The organism is Nonomuraea sp. NPDC048901, assembly GCF_040649695.1.
Classification (GTDB): Bacteria; Actinomycetota; Actinomycetes; order Streptosporangiales; family Streptosporangiaceae; genus Nonomuraea.
Window position 1 is genome coordinate 595,175 of record NZ_JBEZFW010000005.1, and the last position, 19,236, is coordinate 614,410.

The following is a 19,236-nucleotide window of genomic DNA, read 5'->3' on the forward strand; positions in this document are numbered from 1 at the left end:
CGTGAGCGCACGCTCGGGTCTCAAGTGCTGAGCAGCGTGCGGGGGAGGAGTGGCGCATGGGCGAACCGGCCCGCTGGTCGTCCCTTCCCTGCCTGCGATGGCTGTTGCCGGTGATGCTTGTACTGGGCATCTGGGGCATGCACACGCTCGGGCATCTGGCCGCGCATCACGGTGCGGCCTCCACGCCCCTCAGCTCGTACGCTCCGGCGCACACGGAGACTTCTGAGAAGGCGATGCCGGAGGGCGGGACCGAGCTCGTCGGTATGCTCAGCGGGCCCTTGCTGGGCTCCGGGAGCTCGGTCTGGCTGGATCCGACCGATGTGTGCCTGGCCGTGCTGCCCTTGATCGCCGCGCTGCTGATCGCCGCGATCTGGGCCAGCATGCGGCCGTGGCCAGGAGCGATGGCCGCCGGGAGGCCATGGGTGGGCGGAGTGGCCAGGTCGCCGCCACGCCGCTTGGCCCCTACCCTGGCCGGGCTCTCAGTGATGCGTACATAGGCCGATCCATCTGCGGACGATCCTCAGGGTCGTCCGGGAGGTGTCAGCCATGCACGTCAATCTTCAGAGAGGCCACCATGTTCATGAATATCGGGAAATTCTCCGCCGTCGTCGCCACCTCGGGTGCCGCGCTGATCCTGCTGACCGCGTGCGGCGGTACGGACAGTGCCTCGATGGACGGGAAGGACATGTCCACCATGTCCAGCGCTCCGGCCGCCACGTCGGCGAGTGCTCAGGCGACTTCTCAGGCGGCGGCGACGTTCAACGACGCGGACGTGATGTTCGCGCAGATGATGATCCCGCACCACCAGCAGGCGGTGGAGATGGCCGAGTTGGCCGAGACGCGGGCCTCCGACAAGGAGGTCAAGGAGCTGGCGGCGAAGATCAAGGCGGCTCAGGATCCGGAGATCCAGACCATGAAGGGCTGGCTCACCGGCTGGGGCAAGCCGCTGCCGTCCGGCGGCATGGACCAGGGGATGGGGCATGACATGCCTGGGATGATGTCCGCGGCGGACATGAAGAAGCTGGAAGACGCCAAGGGGACCGCGTTCGACAAGGGGTTCGCCGAGCTGATGATCGCCCACCACAACGGCGCGATCGACATGGCCCGCACCGAGCAGTCCCAGGGTTCCAACCCTGAGGCGAAGGAGCTGGCCAAGACCATCGAGAACGCCCAGCAGACCGAAGTCGAACAGATGAAGAAGATCCTCGACCGGCTCTAGCGGCGAGTGCCGGCTGCCCGGTCGCCGGGCAGTCGGCCAGGCTTGTCGCCGGGGTGAAACGCCCTGGTGAGAGCCCTTCTGGGCAGGGTAGGAGCCCTCCTCACAGGTTGATGTCCTGCGATCGGGGGGTTCAGCAGTGATGATCACCAAACCAGCCGGCGTTTCCTTGGTGACGGGAGCGCTACTGCTCGCTGCCTGCGGCAGCATGACGGCGGGCCGGAGTACGTCCGCCCTTCCCAACATCGTGCTGGCGGTCGCGACGCCGACGACGAGCGCACAGCCGGGAGCCGCATTCAACGACGCGGACGTGATGTTCGCGCAGATGATGATCCCGCACCACCAGCAGGCGGTGGAGATGGCCGAGTTGGCCGAGACGCGGGCCTCCGACAAGGAGGTCAAGGAGCTGGCGGCGAAGATCAAGGCGGCTCAGGATCCGGAGATCCAGACCATGAAGGGCTGGCTCACCGGCTGGGGCAAGCCGCTGCCGTCCGGCGGCATGGACCAGGGGATGGGGCATGACATGCCCGGGATGATGTCCGCGGCGGACATGAAGAAGCTGGAAGACGCCAAGGGCTCGGCCTTCGACAAGGCATTCCTCCAGATGATGATCGCTCACCACAAGGGTGCGATCACCATGGCCCGCACCGAGCGGGAGCGCGGGAAGAATCAGGAGGCGAAGCAACTCGCCGACACGATCGAGACCGGGCAGCAGGCCGAAGTGGAACAGATGCAGAAGATCCTCGCTCGGCTCCAATAGCGCGACGGGCCACTGGGTTGCAGCAGGGTGAGGAGCGTGAGACTCCGATAGTGGGACGGGGGCTTCGTCGGGGGAGGAGCGCGTCCGTCAGGCGTGGGTTTTGTCGGGGAGGGGCGCGTCCGTCACGCGTGGGCGTCAGCGGGTGAGGAGGGCGTCCGCCACGCGGCGTATGCGCTCGCGCAGGTCCGGCGCGTCCGGGCCGCGCGTCAGCAGGAGTTGATGCGCCGCCCCGACCAGGGCGAGCGCGATCGAGGCGGTGTCGGCGCCGGCGGGGATGCGGCCGAGTCGTTGCTCGGCCTCCAGGTAGTCGGCGATCACGCGCTCGTTCGCATCCAGCTCCAGCGCCCCCTCGCCGTGCGTGCCCAGCTTGCTCACTATGGACGGCCTGGCCAAGGCGAGCCCGCCCAGCGCGAGCAGGTTGCCGGCGAGCAGCGGCTCGATGGTCGCCATCACATTGTCCACCACGGTCCCCGATCCGGCGTGGGCGGCCAGTTCTCGGAGGCGTACGTTCGCCGCCTGCGCCCGGTCGACGAAGAGCGCGGCCAGGAAGCTGTCCAGGTCGCCGAAGTGGTTGTGGAGCAGTCCGGCGGCGACCCCGGCCTCCAGGGTGATCGCCCGGCTGGTCATCCCGGAGGGTCCCTCGCGCAGCAGGACCTGCTCGGCGGCGTCGAAGAGCTGCTGCCGTACTTCGGGGATGGTGACGCCGCGCGGTGACATGGCTCCGGAGTTTACCGGCCTTGCCAGAATGAACGCTCGCTCATACTGTATGAGCGAGTGTTCATTCTGGGGAGGGATATGGAGACGCGGGAGTTCGTGTGGACGCGGGGGCATGTGGTGGCCTTGGTCGCGTTGTGCTTGGCACAAGTGCTGGACGCCGTCGACAGCACGGTGGTGAACGTGGCGTTACCCGCCATCAAGGATGAGCTGGCCTTCTCGGCGGCTGATCTGTCCTGGGTGGTGAACGCGTACATGGTGCCTTTTGGAGGTTTTCTGTTGCTCGGCGGGAGGCTGGGCGATCTGCTCGGCCACCGGCGGGTCCTGGTGGGCGGCATCACGCTGTTCACCGGGGCGTCGCTGGTGGCCGGACTGGCGCCGAGCGCCGGCGTGCTGGTCGGGGGCCGGGCCGTTCAGGGGCTGGCGGCCGCGCTGGTCGCGCCGATGACCCTGGCCATGATCACCTTGATCTTCCCCGAGGGGCGGCCGCGCAGCCGCGCCCTGGCGGTGTGGGGGACGGCCACGGCGGTGAGCAGCGCGCTGGGGCTGGTCGCGGGCGGGCTGCTCGCCGACGGGCCGGGCTGGCGGTGGATCTTCTTCATCAACGTGCCGATCGGCGTGCTGCTGGTGGTGGTGGCGGGCCGTGTTCTGCCCACGCGTCGCGAGCCGCAGCCGGGGCGGGGGTTCGATGCCGTGGGGGCGGTGACCGTCACCGTGGGGGTCGGGCTACTGATCTACGCGGTGCTGCGCGCGGAATGGGGGCTCCTGCTCGTCGGGGCGGCGCTGCTGGGCTACTTCGCCGTCCACGAGAACGCCGTCGCGCGGCGGCCGCTCGTCGATTTCGGGTTGTTCCGTATCCGCTCCGTGGCAGGGGCCAACCTGATCCAAGTGGTACGGGCCAGTGCGTTGTTCGGCCTGTTCTACCTGGCCACCTTGTTCATGCAGGAGGTGCTCGGCTTTTCGGCGCTGGTGACGGGTCTGGCGTACGTGCCGCTGACCGTCGTCATGGTCGGTGCCTCGTGGCTCGGCCCGTTGCTGGTCCGTCGCCTGGGCGCGCGGCCGGTCCTGGCGTTCGGCGCGCTGGTCGTCGCCGCTGGCCTGCTGCCGCTGGCCTGGATCTCGCCGGATGCCGGGCTGCTCGTGAGCCTGATCGTGCCCATGGTGGTCGTGGGCGCCGGACACGGGATCATGGTCGTGCCGCTCACCGATGCCGCGCTGTCCGGCGTGCCGTCGTCCGCGAGCGGTGTGGCCGCCGCGGTGCTCAACGTCAGTGCTCAGCTCGGCGGCGCGCTCGGGCTGGCGGTCCTGGCGACCGCGGCCGCCGCCCGTACCGATGATCGGCTCGAGGCGGGTACGCCGCTGAGCACGGCGCTCACCGACGGGTACGGCCTCGCCTTCGTCATGTCCGCTGTCCTGATGGCGCTGTGTGCCGCCCTCGCGATCACGTTCTTCCACGGCGGAAAGGATCCAGCGGTATGAAAGGGGCCGAGCGTTCAGTGGCCGTGGTGGTACTGGTGCATCACCGCATGGCCCTTGCCCCGGCCGATCAGCCACTTGTTCACCGGCGTCGTCAGCAGGAAGGCCACCAGCAATGATCCGGCCAGCGCCACCCAGAACAGCCAATTGGCCAGGCCCGCGTCCATGGCGCCGGGCACGATCAGCATCACCGCGTTGTCCAGGACCTCCATCACCGCGATGGAGACGGTGTCGGCGGCCAGCGCGACCTTCAGCGCCGTTCGGAAGTCGACTCCGGCACGCAGCACGCCGCGCATGGTCAGCGCGTAGCCGAACACGAACGCCAGCGCCACGGACAGCACCACTGTGGTGAGGTTGGACAGGCCGGCGGCGGTGCCGATGACCATGCCCAGCACTTCGCCGATCGCGCAGCCCGTCAGGCAGTGCAGGGTCGCCTGCGCGGCCATGCCCCAAGTGGCGGCGGGCGGGGTGGACGGCTGGTGCTCAGTGTGGGTCTGTTCGGGGCTCTCGTGGTGGTGACTGCTGTGGCTCATGATGATCCTCCGTAGTGGCAACGCGCATTCCTCGCACGGCACGGAGTCTACTAGGGGAGATCGTAGATCAAAGAATGAAGAGCGAATGGCAGTGATGGGCGAGGAAGGAGCTGACGCCGGGCACCAGTGCCACCATCGCGGGCCCGCCCAGCAGTACGGCGACCGCCGCCAGCCCGGCCAGGCGTTCTCGGCGGCGGAGCGGCGCCTCGGGGTTGAGCATGCGGCGTACCCGGGTGAGTGCCGTCTCGCCGCCCGCGCCCAGCGTGAAGGCGGGCGCTCGGCCGGTGGCCAGGCGGACCAGCGCGGCGGCGATCTGCGCGCGGGGGTGGCGGCGGGCGGCGACGTCGTCGGCCAGTAGCTCGATCAGCCGGGTGATCTCCGTCCTGGCCCGCTCGAACAGCGGGACGCCGGGAAACGCCCTGGCCAGGGCTTCGGCGGCGGCCAGCACGAGGTGATGGCGGCCGCGGAGATGCGCACGCTCGTGCTCCAGGACCGCGGTGACCTGCTCGGGCGCCAGGGTGTGCAGCGCACCCGTGGTGATGACCATCTTGGCGCGCCTGCCGGGCACGCAGTACGCCAGTCGCTCGTCGTAGTCGATCACCACCGCGCCCAGGTCATTGTCATGCCGGCCCAGGAGGTCGAGCATGGCCGCGTGCTCACGGCGTTCGACATGGGCTCTGAGCAGCACCGCCGCGCCACAGTAGGCGGCCCTGGCCAGGAGCAGGGCGGCCGCCGACAGCCCCACGGCGCTCGTCCACGTCAGGCCGGAACCGTCGCTCAGCATGTCGGCGCAGATCGCGAACAGCTCCGCCAAGCCGTGCCCGACGACGTCCGCGGGCACGGCGAAGGCCAGCGCGGCCAGCACCGCCGAGGCGACCACCGACACGCCGGCCGCCTGCCACAACACGATCGCCAGCCGCGGCGCCCGCTCGGCCCAGCGCGCCGCCCGCCGCCCCAGCTCGGGCAGCCAGATGGCGGCGACGATCGTGTAGAGCACCAGGACGATGGCGGCGATCATGCCGGCCTTCCGCGGGGCGGGAACACCTGCAACGCCGCCTCCAGCGCCGCGGCCTCCTCTGGCGTGAGCTGCTCCAGGAAGTGCACGAGCGTGGCGGCCTGGTTGCCGCTGCCCGCCAGCGCGCTGCGCATCAGGCCGGCGGTATAGGCCTCCTTCGACGCCACCGTCTCGTAGACGTAGGCCCGGCCGACGGGCCGGCGCTTGAGCAGGCCCTTGGTGTGCAGGTTGTCCATCACGGTCATCACCGTGGTGTACGCGATCACCCGCTCCTGACGCAGACCCTCCAGCACGTCGCGTACGGAAGCCGGTCGGCGCCGCGCCCACAACCAATCCATGATCGTGGATTCGAGCTCACCCAGGCCTCGTATCATGCACTGATCCTACCGGCGATCGTAGTCATACCGCTCGCCGGCGCTAGCGAGTCTCGGTCGCGCCGAAGGCGAGCCACCCCAGGTCGCCGAAGCCCGCCGCCTCGGCGACCGCGGCGGAGGCGTGGTTCGCGGGATCATGCATGTAGGTGGGGACCGCGCCTTCGTCCAGCACCCGCCGGGCTGCCTGGGCGACGAGCCTGCGCGCCAGGCCACGGCCGCGTGCTTGGGGGGCGGTCACGACGGCGAGTTCGTGCCCGTGGGCGTCGTGTCGTTTGATCCCCACCCCCGCCAGGTGTTCTCCGGTTGCCGGATCCGTGGCGATCAGGACGTCCCCGCCGAAAGGCCGCAGCCAGTCGGGGGTCTCCGGGGAATCGGCGGGCACCCAGACGCCTGCGTCAGGGAAAGGCGGTGGGTGTGTGGTCCACCGATAGACGGCGGTGAACCAGCCGCGCTCGGGAAAGCCGACCAGGCCGGGGATCCGTGGTCCCAATGCGGTGAGGTCCTTGTCGTCCTTGGCGTACTGCTCGGCCACGGTCGCGGCGTGCTCGGCCGGGACCGACAACACGCCGCCCTCCGGGCTTGCGACTCCCATGACCGGGTGGATCTTGCCGTCCCATCCTGGGCTGGTGCGCTTGGGCGTGCCGATGATGTCCAGCCCGCTCGTGGCAGGCCGGCCGCCAAGCCAGCAGGACAGGTGCTCCATGAGCCGTCGTTCCATCGCCTTCCCCTTCATACATTAGGGGGGTAGGGTATCCGAGAATCTTTAGGAGGACATATGCGACGGTTGGCCCCCCTCGATCCCGCTGAGGCGCCGGAAAAATCCAGAGAGCTGCTGAACGACATCATCGCCAGGAGGGGCGGCGTGGGCGACATGGTCGCCACCATGGCCCACTCACCCGCGCTGCTGCAGGGATACCTGGACCTCTCGCGAGCCATGAAGCGCGTCAAGCTGCCGCGCGCGCTCAGCGAGAAGATCTCGCTCGCCGTACAGGAATGGATCGGCTGCGGCCACTGCCTTCAGGCCCATGCCGAGGGCGGGCGCGCGGCGGGGCTCAGCGAGAGCGACATCGCGCTGGCCCGGCAGGGCACGTCCACCGACGCCAGGGAGGCGGCGCTCATCGCCCTGGCCGTACGCGTGCTGGCCGAGCCGTCGGCCATCACGGATGAGGACGTCGCGGAGGTGCGGGCGCATGGCTGGAGTGACCGGATCGTGGCGGAGATCGTGGGCGTCGTCGCCCTCAATCTCCTGACCGGCGCTTTCAACCTCCTGGTGGGCTTGGAGCCGGCAGAAGAGATCGCGTAGCTCGCCTGACGGGCGAGGCCGGGCTCGCAGCCGCTTGGCGGACCGGGGCGGCATGGCGGCCTCCTACAGTGGATATTTGTGCTTTATGGAAGATCTGTGGAGATCAGCGCACTCGACGAGGTGATCGCGCGGGCCCGTGATGGCGTCGGGAGTGCGGTGGTGTTGCGCGGCAAGGCGGGGGCGGGCAAGACCGCCCTGCTTGACGCGGCGGCCGCGCGCGGTGGCGGGATGCGGGTGTTGCGGACCACTGGCGTTGAGTCGGAGTCCGACCTCGCGTTCGCGGCGCTGCACCAGGTTCTGTGGCCGGTGACCGGCTCGCTGGACGCGCTGCCCGAGCCGCAGCGCGTGGCTGTGAGCGCGGCTCTGGGGCTTGCCGCGGGCAGTGTCGGCGATCGGTTCCTGGTGGGGGCCGGCGTGCTCTCGCTGCTGGCCGAGGCCGCCGCGCCGGACGGGCTGATCTGCGTGGTCGACGACTTCCAGTGGGTGGACCGGGCGTCGGCCGACGCGCTGCTGTTCGCCGCCAGGCGGTTGGGGACGGAACGGATCGCGATGTTGTTCGCCGTGCGCGGGGACGCCGCTGTCAAGGGTGTGCCGCTGACGATGGACGTGCGCGGCCTGTCCGAGTCCGCCGCGGCCGAGTTGCTGGAGTCCCGCTGTGGTGTGCTGCCCGCCCAGGTGGCACGCGAGCTTGTCACGTTGACCCGCGCGAACCCGCTCGCCCTGGGCGAGGTCGCCGCTCGCCTGACGCGCGCGCAGCTCGCCGGGCGCGAACCGCTGCCCGACCCGCTGCCCGGTGGTGCCCGCCTTTTCGGTGATCAGGTGGCCGCGCTGTCCGCCCCCGCCCGGCTGGTCGCCCTGGCCGCCGCCGTCGAGGCCGGCCTCGACCTCGTCCTGCGCGCCACCGACCGGCTGTTCGCCGAGCAGGCGATACGGCCCGATACGAGCACGCGGGTGGCGTTGGCCGAGCTGGAGGAGTCCGGACTGGCCGGGGTGTCGGGCACGAGCGTGCGTTTCCGTCATCCGCTCATCCGATCCGCCGTGTACGAGGCGGCCGCCCCCGCCGACGTCCGCCGCGTGCACGCCGTTCTCGCGGAGCTGGCCTCGGATGACCGCCGCGCCTGGCACCTGGCCGAAGCGGCCCTGGGCCAGGACGAGCAGGTCGCCGCCGCGCTGGTGGCCGCCGCGGAGCGGGCGCGTGACCGTGGCGGGTACGGCGCCGCCGCCACCGCCCTGGCCAGGGCCGCCGAGTTGACCCCCGAGCCGCGCGCCCGTGCCGTCCGCCTGAAGGACGCCGCCGTCGCGGCCTGGCTCGGCGGCCGCCCGGGACAGGCGGAGTCGCTGCTGGCCGAGGCGCGCGAACGGGCCGACGGGGACGCCATGCTCGCCATGGAGATCGCCCAGCTCCGGGGCCGGTTCGAGCTGAACTCGGGCAACGCCGCCGAAGCCGTACGGATCCTGGCGGCGGGTGAGAGCCTGGACATGCTGGCCGATGCCGTGGAGGCGGCCTCGTACGTCGGCGACACGGCGGCCATCGCCGAGCTCGGCCGGCGGGCCGCGGCGCATCCTGAGGGCTTCCTGCGGGACACGGTGACCGGGATCGGCCTGACGCTGGACGGCGACGCCGCCGGGCCGGGCCTGCTGCGGCGGGCGCTGGCCCGGGTCGGTGAGCTGGAGGACGCGGCGGAGTACCTGTGGGCGGCGGCCGCGGCCAGCTACCTGGGCGAGGGAGACCTGGCCGCCGAGATGGCCGGTCGGGCTGGGCGGGTGGCCAGAGTGTCGGGGATGAGCGGCCAGCTGCCGGTCGTGCTGGAGTTCGTGGCGACGGCCGAGCGGATCGCGGGGCGGCTGGCGCGCAGCCAGGCCGTCTCCGAGGAGGGCCTGGAGCTGGCTCGTGAGGCCGGGTACGAGAACACGGTGGCCGCGCACCTGGCCAACCTGGCGGTGGTGGCGGCGCTGCGGGGCGAGGAGGAGCCCTGCGAGCGGCAGGCCCGCGAGGCGCTGGCCATCGCTGTTCCGCACCGGGTCGGGTTGCGCGCGGGCGTCGCGTCGTACGCGCTGGCGCTGCTCGACCTGTGCCTGGGCCGGTTCGCGGCGGCGCACGACCGGTTCGCGGCCATCACCGCGGCAGGGCCGGGCGCCGGGCATCCGACCGTGGTGTGGCGGACGGCCCCGGACCGCGTCGAGGCCGCCGTGGGCGCGGGCGACGAGGCGGGCGCCCGGGCGGTGCTGACCGCGTACGAGCAGTGGTCGACGCACGCCGCTACGGCCGAGTCGCACGCCCTGCTGGCCCGTTGCCGGGGCCTGGTCGAGTCGTCCGAGGACGCCTTCGGCGAGGCGCTGCGGCTGCACACCAACTCGTTCGAGGCGGCCAGGACTGCTCTGCTGCTGGGTGAGCGCCTGCGCCGGACGCAGCGGCCGGGCGAGGCGCGGGCGCATCTGCGGACGGCGTGGGAGACCTTCGAACGGGCGGGCGCCCGGCCGTGGGCGCGGCGCGCGCAGGAGGAGTTGCGGGCGGCGGGGGAGAGCGGGCAGGCCCCGCCCGCGGCCGTGTTCGACGCGCTGACCCCGCAGGAGCTGCGTATCGCGGGACTGGTCGCCGATGGGTTGTCGAGCAAGCAGATCGCCGCCCAGCTCTTCCTGAGCCCGCGCACGGTCGAGTATCACCTGTACAAGATCTATCCGAAGCTGGGCATCGGCTCCCGTACGGATCTGGCGCGGCTGGTAGTTCTGCAGAAGGCGCCCGTTGGCGGCGGCGTGCAGTGAGGCAGGCGGCAGTCCTGGGCCTATGCCAGCGGAATGGACATCCCCTGATCACCGGCCTGGCGTGGGCCGAAGATGCGGCGCTCCTCGGCGGTGATCCGGAGGTCGTTGATGCTCGCCTCGCGCCGTCGCATCAGCCCATCGGCGTCGAACTCCCAGAGCTCGTTGCCATAGCTGCGCCACCATCGCCCGTCGGCGTCGTGGCACTCGTACTGGAAACGGACGGCGATCCGGTCGCCGGTGAACGCCCAGAGGTCCTTGCGGAGCGCGTAGTCGAGTTCCTTGGCCCACTTGCGGGTCAGGAACGCGATGATCTCCGCTCGGCCGGTGACGAACTCGTCGCGATTGCGCCAGGTCGAGTCCGGCGTGTAGGCGAGTGCCACGCGCTCCGGATCGCGGGTGTTCCAGGCGTCCTCAGCGGCCTGCACCTTGGCGTGCGCGGTCTCGGCGGTGAAGGGCGGGAAGGGTGGACGGGTCATTTGTGCTCCTTGGTCAGCAGGTCACGGTAGGTGGGTGTTCCAGTGCCCTACCCCGATCAGCTACCCGAGTCAGTTCCCGTCCAGGTAGATCGCCTGTACGGGGCAGGCGCGGGCCGCCTCCTCGATGGCGGGCCCATGGGCGTCGGCGGGCATGGCGTCGTACACCAGCTCGTCATCGTTGCTGAGGGCGAAGACCTCCGGGGCGGCGAACACGCACTGGGCGTGGGTCTGGCACAGGGCCATGTCGACACGGACGCGCATGGGTCTCTTTCAGATGCGGGACGTTCAGGCGGGATTGAACCTGGAGTACTTGTCGAAGGACCATCGCTGGGGGAGGCCCCCGGCGATCTGGATGACTCTTTCGACGTCGAAGTCGATCAGCCGTTGCGCGCCGGGCACCGCGGCCGCCCGCTCCTGGTCCCAGTCGACGCGGGCGCGGCCGGTCAGGTGCAGGGTGTGACCGTTCTCCCAGTCCAGGAACAGCAGCCCGCAGCGCGGCTCGAGCTCAAGGTTGCCCAACGTCATGTACATCGAGTTGCCGACGTAGTCGGGCCAGGTCAGCCGGCGGCTTCCGGTCACTGCGACGAAGCCGGGGTTGCCGCCGCGGTGTGAGGCGTCGGCCCCGAGCCCCGCCGCATAAGTGCCGATGAAGAACGTGTCGGCCGCGGCGATCCACTGCTGTTGACCGGTGGTGAGCTCGCCGGTGACGAATGCTGTCCTGCGTGCGGAGGGTGAGTCGTCGATGTAGGCGCGGGTTTGAAGGTATTTCGGGCAGTTGGAGTACACCTGTTCGGTGCGTACCAGGAGCTGATCTCCGTGCCGGCGGGCGCGGCCGTTGACCCGCATCCGTCTCCGGGTGGCCGGCTCGATCATGAGCATGCCCACCGGCCGCTCGGTGTCGAAGAGGTCCGCAAGCGGATCGCCGGTGCCGGGAAGCCGGTCGGCGATGACGGTACGGTCGTCGGGGGCGGTGGCGAAGCCGGGCGGGCCGGTGAGCACGCCGGCCCAGGCCGCGCCGGTGCCGTCGGCGGCCGCGAGCACCATCAGGCGCTGCCGGCTGAGGAACTCCGCCGCCACTGACGGGATGGTCGCCCGCACGCCGGCTGATCCCAAGCCGTCGGTGCTCAGACCGGCGCGGCGCTGTACTGCGTGTTCGCCTTGGTGAAGCATGAGGGATCCCTTTCCGGCGCGGGCGCCTCTGCTAGAAGAAGCCGCAGGTCGGTGCGCCCGGCGTGGGCGCGGGCGCGGTGTCGGCGCCGCTCAGCGCATAGATCTCCAGGCGGATGCCGTCCGGGTCGGCGAAGAAGACACCTCCGGACGACGAGCCCTCGCCGTGCGGGACGATCCCGTCATAGGCCGGCTGTACGCCGAGCTCCCGCAAGGTGGCCTCGGCGCGACGAACCGCCTCGATGTCGGGCGCCTGGAACGACAGGTGGTGCAGGCCGGGCCGGTCGGTGGCGAACGTACCGCCGCTCTGCTGCCACAACGTGACCAGCAGGGTGCCGTCGCGGCCGAGGAGGGCGAATCTGCGGTCGCCGTCGGTCCGCTCGCTCATGACCTCGAAGTCGAAGACCTGGCGGTAGAAGGCGATGGAACGCGGCAAGTCGGTCACGTTCAGGCCGACGTGCCCGGTCTGCAGGGCCAGTGTGCTCATACGGGATCTCCAGTGTGAAGGTGTCGTTCTCACGGTTCACCGCTCGGCGAACCATTAGAATATGGCGCGTGGTTTGTAACGGTGTCAAGCCGGAGATAGCGTTAGAAGAGTGGAAGTGGCACACCTCGCGGATGGCGGCGCTCCGTTTCTCGGTGGACCGCCGTCCATCGAACTCGGCAACACCACGTACGCGGTGAGAGGCCGCCGCAAGGATGGCTTGCGGAGCGTCGAGCATCTGGCGGCCTGGCTGCGCGACATGCGCCCACGCCTCGCGGTCGCACTCGCCGATGCCGACATTCAGGGTGTGACCGACGGTGATCTGCGCCTCGCCAGAGAGCTCCGAGACGCTGTCCGAGCCCTCGCCGCCGCGGCCGTGAACGACCGTGAGCCCGAGCCCGACGTCGTCGCGACCCTCAATCGTCACGCGGGGCTGACCCCGCGCTGGCGCGAGTTGCGCACCACCCCTGAGCCGCACACGACGGTGCGCGCCGCGGGCCGTCCCGTAGCGGCTGCCCTCGCCGCACTGGCCGAAGACGCCATCGACCTGTTCGCCGGGCCACTGCGTGAGCAGTTGTCCGCCTGTCATGGTCCGGGCTGCGTGCTGTACTTCGTCCGCGACACCGCACGGCGTGAGTGGTGCTCGCCCGGTTGTGGCAACCGGGCGCGAGCCGCCCGTCACTACGCCAAGGTGCGGCAGGGGGCCGAGGGCTGAGGGTCATGACCCTGGGCGCATAGTCGGCCTGGCGTCGATCGAGAAGCCCAACCCGCCACCTGCCTCGACGTCCCGCCCGTTCTGCGATTAACTTGAACACCGATGTTCGAGTTAGTGGCTTACTGGAGGGGCCGTGTCCGTTGCCGAAAGCAGTGGTCGATCCATGCCGGACGATGCGGCCGGAGTGGTCGTGGAGACGGCCTTGGCCCGCTTTCACTACGCGCGAGCCGGAAGCGGTCCGCCTGTCCTCCTGCTGCCGGGAGCAGGCGGCTGGCGGTTCACCTTCCAGGACCTGATCCCGGTCCTCTCCCAGCGCCACACCGTCTATGCCCTGGACCCGCCCGGGCAGGGCGCCACAGAGATCCTCGACCGCGGTCTCTCCCTGGGGGTGGATGGAGTGGTGCGTCTCATCGGGGACTTTCTCGATGCTGTCGGCCTCGGGCGTACGGCGATCGTCGGTCATTCCTGGGGCGGCGGCTTCGCCCTGCGCTTCGCCGAACTCCACCCGGACACCGTGACCCGCCTGGCCCTGATCGCTCCCGGCGGCCTGGACGTCAAGGACGCGTGGGAATTCCGCCTCGCCCGGCTTCCGGTCGTCGGCGAACTGGTCCTTCGCCGGTTGCTGCGGCCCTCGGTCCGGCACATGCTGATCAAGTCCTTCGCCTATCGAGACCGTGTTCCCGAAGACCGGATCGACGACCTCGTACGCACGATGCGATCGTCCCGGCTCGACGACGTCCTGCGGGTGGAACGCTCGGTGACCTGGGCGGCCACCGAAAGGGACCTCCACCTGGTACGAGCTCCCGTCCTGCTGCTGTGGGGCGACCGGGACCGCTACTTCCCGGCGAGCCTTGCCAGGCGGTTCGTCACACGCCTGCCCCAGGCCGAAGTCCGCACCGTGCCGGGCGGCGGACACTCACTCCACGACGACTGCCCCGAGGAGACCCGCGGACTGCTCGTCCGATTCCTGGCGGGTACGACCGCAGACGCCGCTGGGCCGGGCCGTTGAGGTGCTCGTGACGTAGGGAGTGTTCGACGTAGGGAGTGTTCGATGTAGAGAGTGTTCGACGTAGAAAGTGTTCACAGTGCTCGGTCTACGGCGTCCTGCTCCCTCAACTGCTCGGCGAGTTGGGCGATATCGTCGGCATCGACCGTCTGGTAGAGGCCGTGATCCACCTCGTACGGCGATAGGTGTCGGCCGTTTCGAGTTGCCCAGAGGCGTCCTGCGGAACTGCGCCAAATGCGCCAACCAGGAAAAGTCTCCTGGAGGTCTTCGAGAATTACCGGCGTGAACATGTGGTCAGCGTGCTTACTGAAGAGCGACGAACCAACCGCGTTATTTAGACGTCCAGGACGTTATGGCGTTACGCTCAAAACGTCCCTGGCGTCCTCCACCCCAAGGTGTCCCGTGGCTAACGTCGCCCTACACAGCGCCATGCTGAACGCCCAGGTCACGAACCAGAATTTGGCCGACCGGTGTGGCGTGGACGTCAAGACGGTGGAACGCTGGCTGCAGGACGAGACTCGTGTCCCGCACCTGCGGCACCAGTGGGCCGCCGCAGAGGCACTAGGAGTTGAGACAGCCGTGCTATGGCCAGACGCAATTCGCAATGCGGTGAAAATGGGGCCGGACAAGGAAGTCTTGACCACTTATCCGTATCGTTCGGCATGCCCGACATCAATTTGGCGCAACCTCATCAACTCTGCGCGAAATGAGATGGTGTTCGCCGGTTACACGAACTACTTCCTCTGGCTGGAACACCCGAACCTGGCAAAGGTCCTCAAACGGAAGGCTCAGCAGGGTTGCAAGATCCGGTTTCTCGTCGGCGACCCGGAGAGTGACGTCACGCGCAGCCGTGAGGAAGTGGAGAATGTCCCATTGACCGTCTCCACGCGTATCCGGATCACGCTGTCGGAGATCAAGCAGCTGCGCGACGTTCCCGGGATCGAGGCGCGGTACGGGGACGCGCACATCGCCATGAGTGTGTTCCGGTTCGACTCGGACATGCTCGTCACGCCTCATCTGGCCAAGCTGGTCGGGCATGACTCGCCCATGCTGCACCTGAGGCGGTGCCAGGACGACGGCCTGTTCGACCGGTTCGCCTACCATGCCGCCGAGCTGTGGAGCAACGGCCGCGACATGTGGCAGCAGCCCCAGCCCACGGCCCAGATTCTGGGCGACTGACGGAGTGACGATCGGCCCGGACGGTGCCTCGCCGCTCCCGTACGGGGCCGCAGGTCGTCGGCGTGCGGTCAGTGGGTGTCGAGCCAGCCGAGCCGGGCCGCTCGGACGCCTGCTTGGAAGCGGCTGCCCGCGCCCAGCAGCACCGTCAGCTCGCCCACCACGCGGGTGACGGTACGGGTGGAGACGCCCATGCTGCGGGCGATGGCGGAGTCCTTCACGCCGGCGGCCAGCATGCGCAGCACCGCCTGCTGCTGTTCGGTGAGTGAGGAGCCGTCGGCGGAGCGGGGCACGTCCTCGGGCTCGGAGGCGGTCGTCCAGCAGTAGTCGTAGATCGCCGCGAGGGATTTCACCACGCCGGCGCCTCGGATCAGGACAGTGCCGGCGTTCAGGTCTGCAGGGTCGGTCTGGACGACGGCGGTCGTACGGTCGTAGATGACCATGCGTGTGGGGATCACCGGGGTGACCCGTATCTCAATGCCCAACTCCCGCCACCGCACCGTGTACTCGCGGATCAGCGGGTTCGACATGGCGATCTGGGCGTGCAGACTCCGCACCCGTACGCCGTTGCGGATGTTCGCCTCGCTGCGCGCCAGGCCCGCGTCGAGAGATTCACGCGTCCAGACAGCGATCGGATGCATGCCGAGCACCTCGTGTTCGGCCAGTTCGGACAGCTCGCTGAGCCGGTCGTGCAGTTGCCGGCGGTGGTCGGGCCATGGGAAATACTCAATGTTGGCGTGGTTGTCCGTCCGCTCGGGCAGGCCGAGGTAGTGCTTGGCCAGTTTGGCGATCTTGACGTGCTGCTCGACGAGGTCGTCGAGCATGCGATGGCTGCCTTGCAGGCTGCGATTGAGCGCGGCGGTCAGGTCGGCGGCGGCCTGTGTCTCCGGGTTCAGCAGGTGGAGCCGGGTGAGCTCGTCGCGGGCCCGATCGATGTCCGCCGCTGTCAGGCTCAGCTTCGCCGCGGCCTCGGAAAGCGACTCGCCTCCCTGGCGCATGCGGGCGTACAGAGAGCGCGCAACGTCGTCGTCCCCGGAAAATGCCCCGCTGCCCACCCGGCTCCCTCCGTGTTGGATCAATCCTGCACATTGGCATATCAGCCCCTTTGTCGGCAAAGAGTTTCTTATTTCCGCCATGTCCTACTTCGGAATCTCTCGCACCCTCCACAAGCACCCTGGCCTGCAGCACGATCGGGGAGTGAGGCGAAACATCATCGCCGCGAACGAGGAGGAATCCCATTGATCACCGTTGCGTACAGCCTTGTCGCCTATCGTGTCGCCGGCCTGACGCCGGAGACGTGCGCGCACTGCCTTGGCGCCGTCAAGGCGGAGCTCATCCAGGTGCCGGGAGTTGTGGGGGTGGACGTCGATCCGGCGCAATCTCGGGTGAGCATCCTGACCGACGGTCCCGTGAACGAGCTGGAGGTGCGGGCCGCCATGGAAGCGGCCGGTTGCGACGTCGTGGCAACGTGATGTGCTGCGTGGATTGTCACCACGCAGACGTGTGGCGGCTCGAGGCCATGCTGCGCGACGCGCTCGCCGCCGCCGGCCGGGCCGGTCAGGTTCGCGACGACGTGCCGACGGACGAGCTGGTCATGTTCTGCCTGTATGCGCTGGAGGCGGCGACCGAACTGCCCTCGGAGGTTGCCGCCCAGCGGCCTTTCGAGATCGGATCCTGGTGAGCGACCGCTCTGTCGCTCCAAGTGGACAAGGTGAATCTGGTATATGCACTATGTATCGCAAAACGCGCAGAGCTGATGAGGAGTCCACAGCGCATGAGCACTCTCGAAGTCCCAGGGGGCCGCCTCTACTACGAGACCCATGGCAGCGGCCCCGTGATGGTCCTGATCACGGGAGCGCCCGGAGTGGCCGACGTCTACCGGGCGTGCAGGAGGACCTTGATGGCGCGGCGTTCGTCCATGGCCTGGTAAGCCTCGGCGGCCTGTTCGAGCGGTAGTTCGAGGTCGAAGACCTTGCCGGGGTCGATCTGGCGGTCCAAGATCAGGTCGACGAACTCGGGCAGATACTGACGGACCGGGGCCGGCCCGCCGTGCAGGTGCACATGGGAGAAGAACAGCTCCTCTCCGGGCAGCGCGACGTCGTGGGCGACGCCCACGTAGCCGACGTGGCCGCCGGGGCGGGTGGAGCGGATGGCCTGCATCATCGACTCCTGAGTGCCGACGGCCTCGATGACCGAGTGGGCGCCGAGGCCGCCGGTGAGTTCCTTGATCATCGCTACGCCCTCGTCGCCGCGTTCGGTGACGATGTCCGTCGCGCCGAAGTCGCGGGCGAGCCGCTGGCGGGACTCGTGGCGGCTCATCGCGATGATCCGCTCCGCGCCGAGCTGCTTGGCGGCCAGCACCGCGAGCAGTCCGACCGCGCCGTCGCCGACGACCACGACCGTCTTGCCAGGGGCGGCCTGCGCGGCGATCGCGCCGAACCAGCCGGTGCCCAGCACATCGGACGCGGCCAGGAGGCTGGCGCTGCGCCTGCTCGCGTCCTGGGCGGCCGCGCAGGAGACGGATTCCCGCCCACGAGCTCTCTCGACCGATTGAACCGGTCGAGCCGATGCCCTCTCGCGGGGGACGGCCGCGAAGTCACGGCAGCGCCGGGATGGTGCGGTCGGTGATGAGGTCGCGGTACCAGTGCGCGCTGTCCTTCGGGGTACGCCGGAGCGTGTCGTAGTCGACGTGCACGATGCCGAACCGCTTGGAGTAGCCGTACCCCCACTCGAAGTTGTCCATGAGGGACCACACGAAATACCCGCGCAGATCGACGCCGCCCTGGAGGGCGCGGTGGGCGGCCACGAAGTGGCGCCGGAGATAATCGGTGCGCAGAGCGTCGTGCACGGCCCGCGTCCCGTCGGCCTCGACGGTGAGCTCGTCCGGGAAGGCCGCGCCGTTCTCGGTGATGATGAGGGCCTGGCCGGGGAATTCGGCGTGCAGGTGGAGAAGGAGCTCCTCCAGGCCGCCCGGATCGATGTTCCAGCCCATGTCGGTGTACGGTCCGGCCTGCGCGACGAACTCCACCTGGTCGGCCCCCGGCCAGGGCGAGCCGCCCATGTCCTTGTGGCCGTCGTTGCTCTGCCGCGGGCTGACGCCGTCCCAGAGACGTACGGTCGTGGTCGAGTAGTAGTTGACGCCGAGCAGGTCGAGCGGCTGGTGGATGACCGCGAGGTCACCCTCGTGGACGAACGACCAGTCGGTGACGCCGGCGGTGTCCTTGAGCAGGTCGGCCGGGTATTCACCGCGTAGCAGCGGCCCGGTGAAGGCGCGGTTGGCCAGGGCGTCGATGCGGCGCACGGCCTCCTCGCCGTCGTCACCCTCGCCCCGCAGGACGTGGAAATTGAGGGTGATCGCGTATTGGGGCGCGTTGGTGACCACCTGCCGCAGCTCCTGGACGGCCAGGCCGTGCGCCAGGTTGAGGTGGTGCACCGCCGCGAGGGCCGCGGCGCCGTCGGTACGGCCAGGGGCGTGCGCGCCCGAGCCGTAGCCGAGGTAGGCCGAGCACCAGGGCTCGTTGAGGGTCGTCCACACGGCGACGCGGTCGCCCAGGGCCTCGCCGACGATACGGGCGTAGTCGGCGAAGGCGTACGCAGTCCGGCGGTCGGTCCAGCCGCCCTCGTCCTCGAGCGCCTGGGGCAGGTCCCAGTGGTAGAGGGTGGCGACGGGGGTGATCCCGCGGGCGAGGAGGCCGTCGACGAGGCGGCTGTAGAAGTCCAGCCCCTTCGGGTTGGCCGGGCCGCGGCCGGTGGGCTGGATGCGCGGCCAGGCGATCGAGAAGCGGTAGGCCTCCAGCCCGAGCTCGCTCATGAGGTCGAGATCCTCTTCGAGGCGGTGGTAGTGGTCGTCGGCCACGTCTCCCGTGTCGCCGTTCCACACCTTGCCGGGCGTGCGGGAGAAGGTGTCCCAGATGGACGGCCCGCGCCCGTCCTCGTCGGCCGCGCCTTCGATCTGGTACGCGGCGGTGGCGGAGCCGAAGAGGAAGCCGGCGGGGAAGGTCAGGCCGGATTCGCGGTAGTCGTCGCGGTTGGGCGTCATGAAGAATCCTCGTTTCGTG

At 69.5% G+C, this 19,236-nt stretch carries 24 protein-coding genes and 1 pseudogene; 12 read left to right on the forward strand and 13 right to left on the reverse strand.

The window, feature by feature from the left end; all coding sequences use genetic code 11:
* The first annotated feature begins 56 nt into the window (after positions 1–56).
* The 3 genes from AB0C30_RS20340 (at position 57) to AB0C30_RS20350 (ending at position 1,976) form a co-directional block, all read left to right on the forward strand.
* Complete coding sequence (locus AB0C30_RS20340) at positions 57–497, forward strand: hypothetical protein (RefSeq protein WP_357945877.1); 441 nt, start codon at positions 57–59, stop codon at positions 495–497.
* Between the two features lie 83 nt (positions 498–580).
* A complete protein-coding gene (locus AB0C30_RS20345) occupies positions 581–1,219 on the forward strand; it encodes a DUF305 domain-containing protein (RefSeq protein ID WP_357945880.1) in 639 nt (212 codons plus the stop codon).
* Between the two features lie 169 nt (positions 1,220–1,388).
* A complete protein-coding gene (locus AB0C30_RS20350) occupies positions 1,389–1,976 on the forward strand; it encodes a DUF305 domain-containing protein (protein ID WP_357945883.1) in 588 nt (195 codons plus the stop codon).
* Between the two features lie 135 nt (positions 1,977–2,111).
* On the opposite strand, the gene AB0C30_RS20355 is transcribed toward AB0C30_RS20350, so the two are convergent.
* Positions 2,112–2,693, reverse strand: a complete 582-nt coding sequence (locus AB0C30_RS20355) for a TetR family transcriptional regulator (RefSeq protein WP_357945886.1) — start codon at positions 2,691–2,693, stop codon at positions 2,112–2,114.
* Positions 2,694–2,771: 78 nt separating this feature from the next.
* Here AB0C30_RS20355 and AB0C30_RS20360 point away from each other — a divergent pair, with 78 nt between their 5' ends.
* Positions 2,772–4,169, forward strand: a complete 1,398-nt coding sequence (locus AB0C30_RS20360) for an MFS transporter (protein WP_357945889.1) — start codon at positions 2,772–2,774, stop codon at positions 4,167–4,169.
* A gap of 14 nt (positions 4,170–4,183) precedes the next feature.
* Here the strand turns inward: AB0C30_RS20360 and AB0C30_RS20365 are convergent, their stop codons facing one another.
* The 4 genes from AB0C30_RS20365 to AB0C30_RS20380 all read right to left on the reverse strand — a co-directional run bounded on the left by AB0C30_RS20365 (position 4,184) and on the right by AB0C30_RS20380 (position 6,806).
* Positions 4,184–4,699 (reverse strand): DUF4396 domain-containing protein, encoded by a 516-nt coding sequence (locus tag AB0C30_RS20365; protein WP_357945892.1) that lies wholly within the window; start codon positions 4,697–4,699, stop codon positions 4,184–4,186.
* A gap of 67 nt (positions 4,700–4,766) precedes the next feature.
* Positions 4,767–5,717, reverse strand: coding sequence for a M56 family metallopeptidase (locus tag AB0C30_RS20370; RefSeq protein WP_357945895.1), 951 nt, complete (start codon positions 5,715–5,717; stop codon positions 4,767–4,769).
* Positions 5,714–6,088 (reverse strand): BlaI/MecI/CopY family transcriptional regulator, encoded by a 375-nt coding sequence (locus AB0C30_RS20375; RefSeq protein WP_357945898.1) that lies wholly within the window; start codon positions 6,086–6,088, stop codon positions 5,714–5,716. The genes AB0C30_RS20370 and AB0C30_RS20375 overlap by 4 nt, the downstream gene beginning before the upstream one ends.
* 43 nt (positions 6,089–6,131) lie before the next feature.
* Positions 6,132–6,806 (reverse strand): GNAT family N-acetyltransferase, encoded by a 675-nt coding sequence (locus AB0C30_RS20380; protein WP_357945901.1) that lies wholly within the window; start codon positions 6,804–6,806, stop codon positions 6,132–6,134.
* Between the two features lie 57 nt (positions 6,807–6,863).
* On the opposite strand from AB0C30_RS20380, the gene AB0C30_RS20385 reads away from it, so the two are divergent.
* Positions 6,864–7,391 carry a carboxymuconolactone decarboxylase family protein gene (locus AB0C30_RS20385; RefSeq protein WP_357945903.1) on the forward strand — a complete coding sequence of 176 codons (528 nt, stop codon included), beginning with the start codon at positions 6,864–6,866 and terminating at the stop codon, positions 7,389–7,391.
* Between the two features lie 78 nt (positions 7,392–7,469).
* Positions 7,470–10,154, forward strand: a complete 2,685-nt coding sequence (locus tag AB0C30_RS20390) for a LuxR C-terminal-related transcriptional regulator (RefSeq protein WP_357945906.1) — start codon at positions 7,470–7,472, stop codon at positions 10,152–10,154.
* A gap of 20 nt (positions 10,155–10,174) precedes the next feature.
* Here the strand turns inward: AB0C30_RS20390 and AB0C30_RS20395 are convergent, their stop codons facing one another.
* From AB0C30_RS20395 to AB0C30_RS20410, 4 genes are all read right to left on the reverse strand, one after another.
* Positions 10,175–10,630 (reverse strand): nuclear transport factor 2 family protein, encoded by a 456-nt coding sequence (locus tag AB0C30_RS20395; protein ID WP_357945909.1) that lies wholly within the window; start codon positions 10,628–10,630, stop codon positions 10,175–10,177.
* 69 nt (positions 10,631–10,699) lie between these two features.
* Positions 10,700–10,891 (reverse strand): ferredoxin, encoded by a 192-nt coding sequence (locus AB0C30_RS20400; RefSeq protein WP_357945912.1) that lies wholly within the window; start codon positions 10,889–10,891, stop codon positions 10,700–10,702.
* 24 nt (positions 10,892–10,915) lie between these two features.
* Entirely contained in the window at positions 10,916–11,800 is an 885-nt protein-coding gene (locus AB0C30_RS20405) for a pyridoxamine 5'-phosphate oxidase family protein (protein ID WP_357945915.1), read from the reverse strand.
* A 31-nt stretch (positions 11,801–11,831) separates the two neighbouring features.
* Positions 11,832–12,284, reverse strand: coding sequence for a VOC family protein (locus AB0C30_RS20410; protein ID WP_357945918.1), 453 nt, complete (start codon positions 12,282–12,284; stop codon positions 11,832–11,834).
* 109 nt (positions 12,285–12,393) lie between these two features.
* On the opposite strand from AB0C30_RS20410, the gene AB0C30_RS20415 reads away from it, so the two are divergent.
* A complete protein-coding gene (locus AB0C30_RS20415; RefSeq protein WP_357945921.1) occupies positions 12,394–12,996 on the forward strand; it encodes a CGNR zinc finger domain-containing protein in 603 nt (200 codons plus the stop codon).
* Positions 12,997–13,159: 163 nt separating this feature from the next.
* A complete protein-coding gene (locus AB0C30_RS20420; RefSeq protein ID WP_357945924.1) occupies positions 13,160–14,005 on the forward strand; it encodes an alpha/beta hydrolase in 846 nt (281 codons plus the stop codon).
* A 71-nt stretch (positions 14,006–14,076) separates the two neighbouring features.
* Here AB0C30_RS20420 and AB0C30_RS20425 read toward each other — a convergent pair whose 3' ends face one another.
* The gene (locus AB0C30_RS20425; RefSeq protein WP_357945927.1) at positions 14,077–14,292 is read right to left on the reverse strand and encodes a hypothetical protein; all 216 of its coding nucleotides are present in this window, start codon (positions 14,290–14,292) and stop codon (positions 14,077–14,079) included.
* A 112-nt stretch (positions 14,293–14,404) separates the two neighbouring features.
* Here AB0C30_RS20425 and AB0C30_RS20430 point away from each other — a divergent pair, with 112 nt between their 5' ends.
* Complete coding sequence (locus tag AB0C30_RS20430; protein WP_357945930.1) at positions 14,405–15,181, forward strand: hypothetical protein; 777 nt, start codon at positions 14,405–14,407, stop codon at positions 15,179–15,181.
* A gap of 68 nt (positions 15,182–15,249) precedes the next feature.
* Here the strand turns inward: AB0C30_RS20430 and AB0C30_RS20435 are convergent, their stop codons facing one another.
* On the reverse strand, positions 15,250–16,176 hold the full coding sequence (locus tag AB0C30_RS20435) for a helix-turn-helix transcriptional regulator (protein WP_357945933.1): 927 nt from the start codon (positions 16,174–16,176) through the stop codon (positions 15,250–15,252).
* A gap of 240 nt (positions 16,177–16,416) precedes the next feature.
* Here AB0C30_RS20435 and AB0C30_RS20440 point away from each other — a divergent pair, with 240 nt between their 5' ends.
* From AB0C30_RS20440 to AB0C30_RS20450, 3 genes are all read left to right on the forward strand, one after another.
* On the forward strand, positions 16,417–16,650 hold the full coding sequence (locus AB0C30_RS20440) for a cation transporter (protein WP_357945936.1): 234 nt from the start codon (positions 16,417–16,419) through the stop codon (positions 16,648–16,650).
* A 29-nt stretch (positions 16,651–16,679) separates the two neighbouring features.
* A complete protein-coding gene (locus AB0C30_RS20445) occupies positions 16,680–16,859 on the forward strand; it encodes a hypothetical protein (RefSeq protein WP_357945939.1) in 180 nt (59 codons plus the stop codon).
* 93 nt (positions 16,860–16,952) lie between these two features.
* Positions 16,953–17,108: a hypothetical protein gene (locus tag AB0C30_RS20450; RefSeq protein WP_357945941.1), complete on the forward strand. Its 156-nt coding sequence runs from the start codon at positions 16,953–16,955 to the stop codon at positions 17,106–17,108.
* Here AB0C30_RS20450 and AB0C30_RS20455 read toward each other — a convergent pair.
* Positions 17,054–17,668, reverse strand: a pseudogene (locus tag AB0C30_RS20455) (zinc-binding dehydrogenase); the annotation flags it as partial. The gene AB0C30_RS20450 and the pseudogene AB0C30_RS20455 sit on opposite strands and share 55 nt — an antisense overlap.
* Positions 17,669–17,774: 106 nt before the next feature.
* Entirely contained in the window at positions 17,775–19,217 is a 1,443-nt protein-coding gene (locus AB0C30_RS20460) for a GH1 family beta-glucosidase (RefSeq protein WP_357945944.1), read from the reverse strand.
* Between the last annotated feature and the right edge of the window lie 19 nt (positions 19,218–19,236).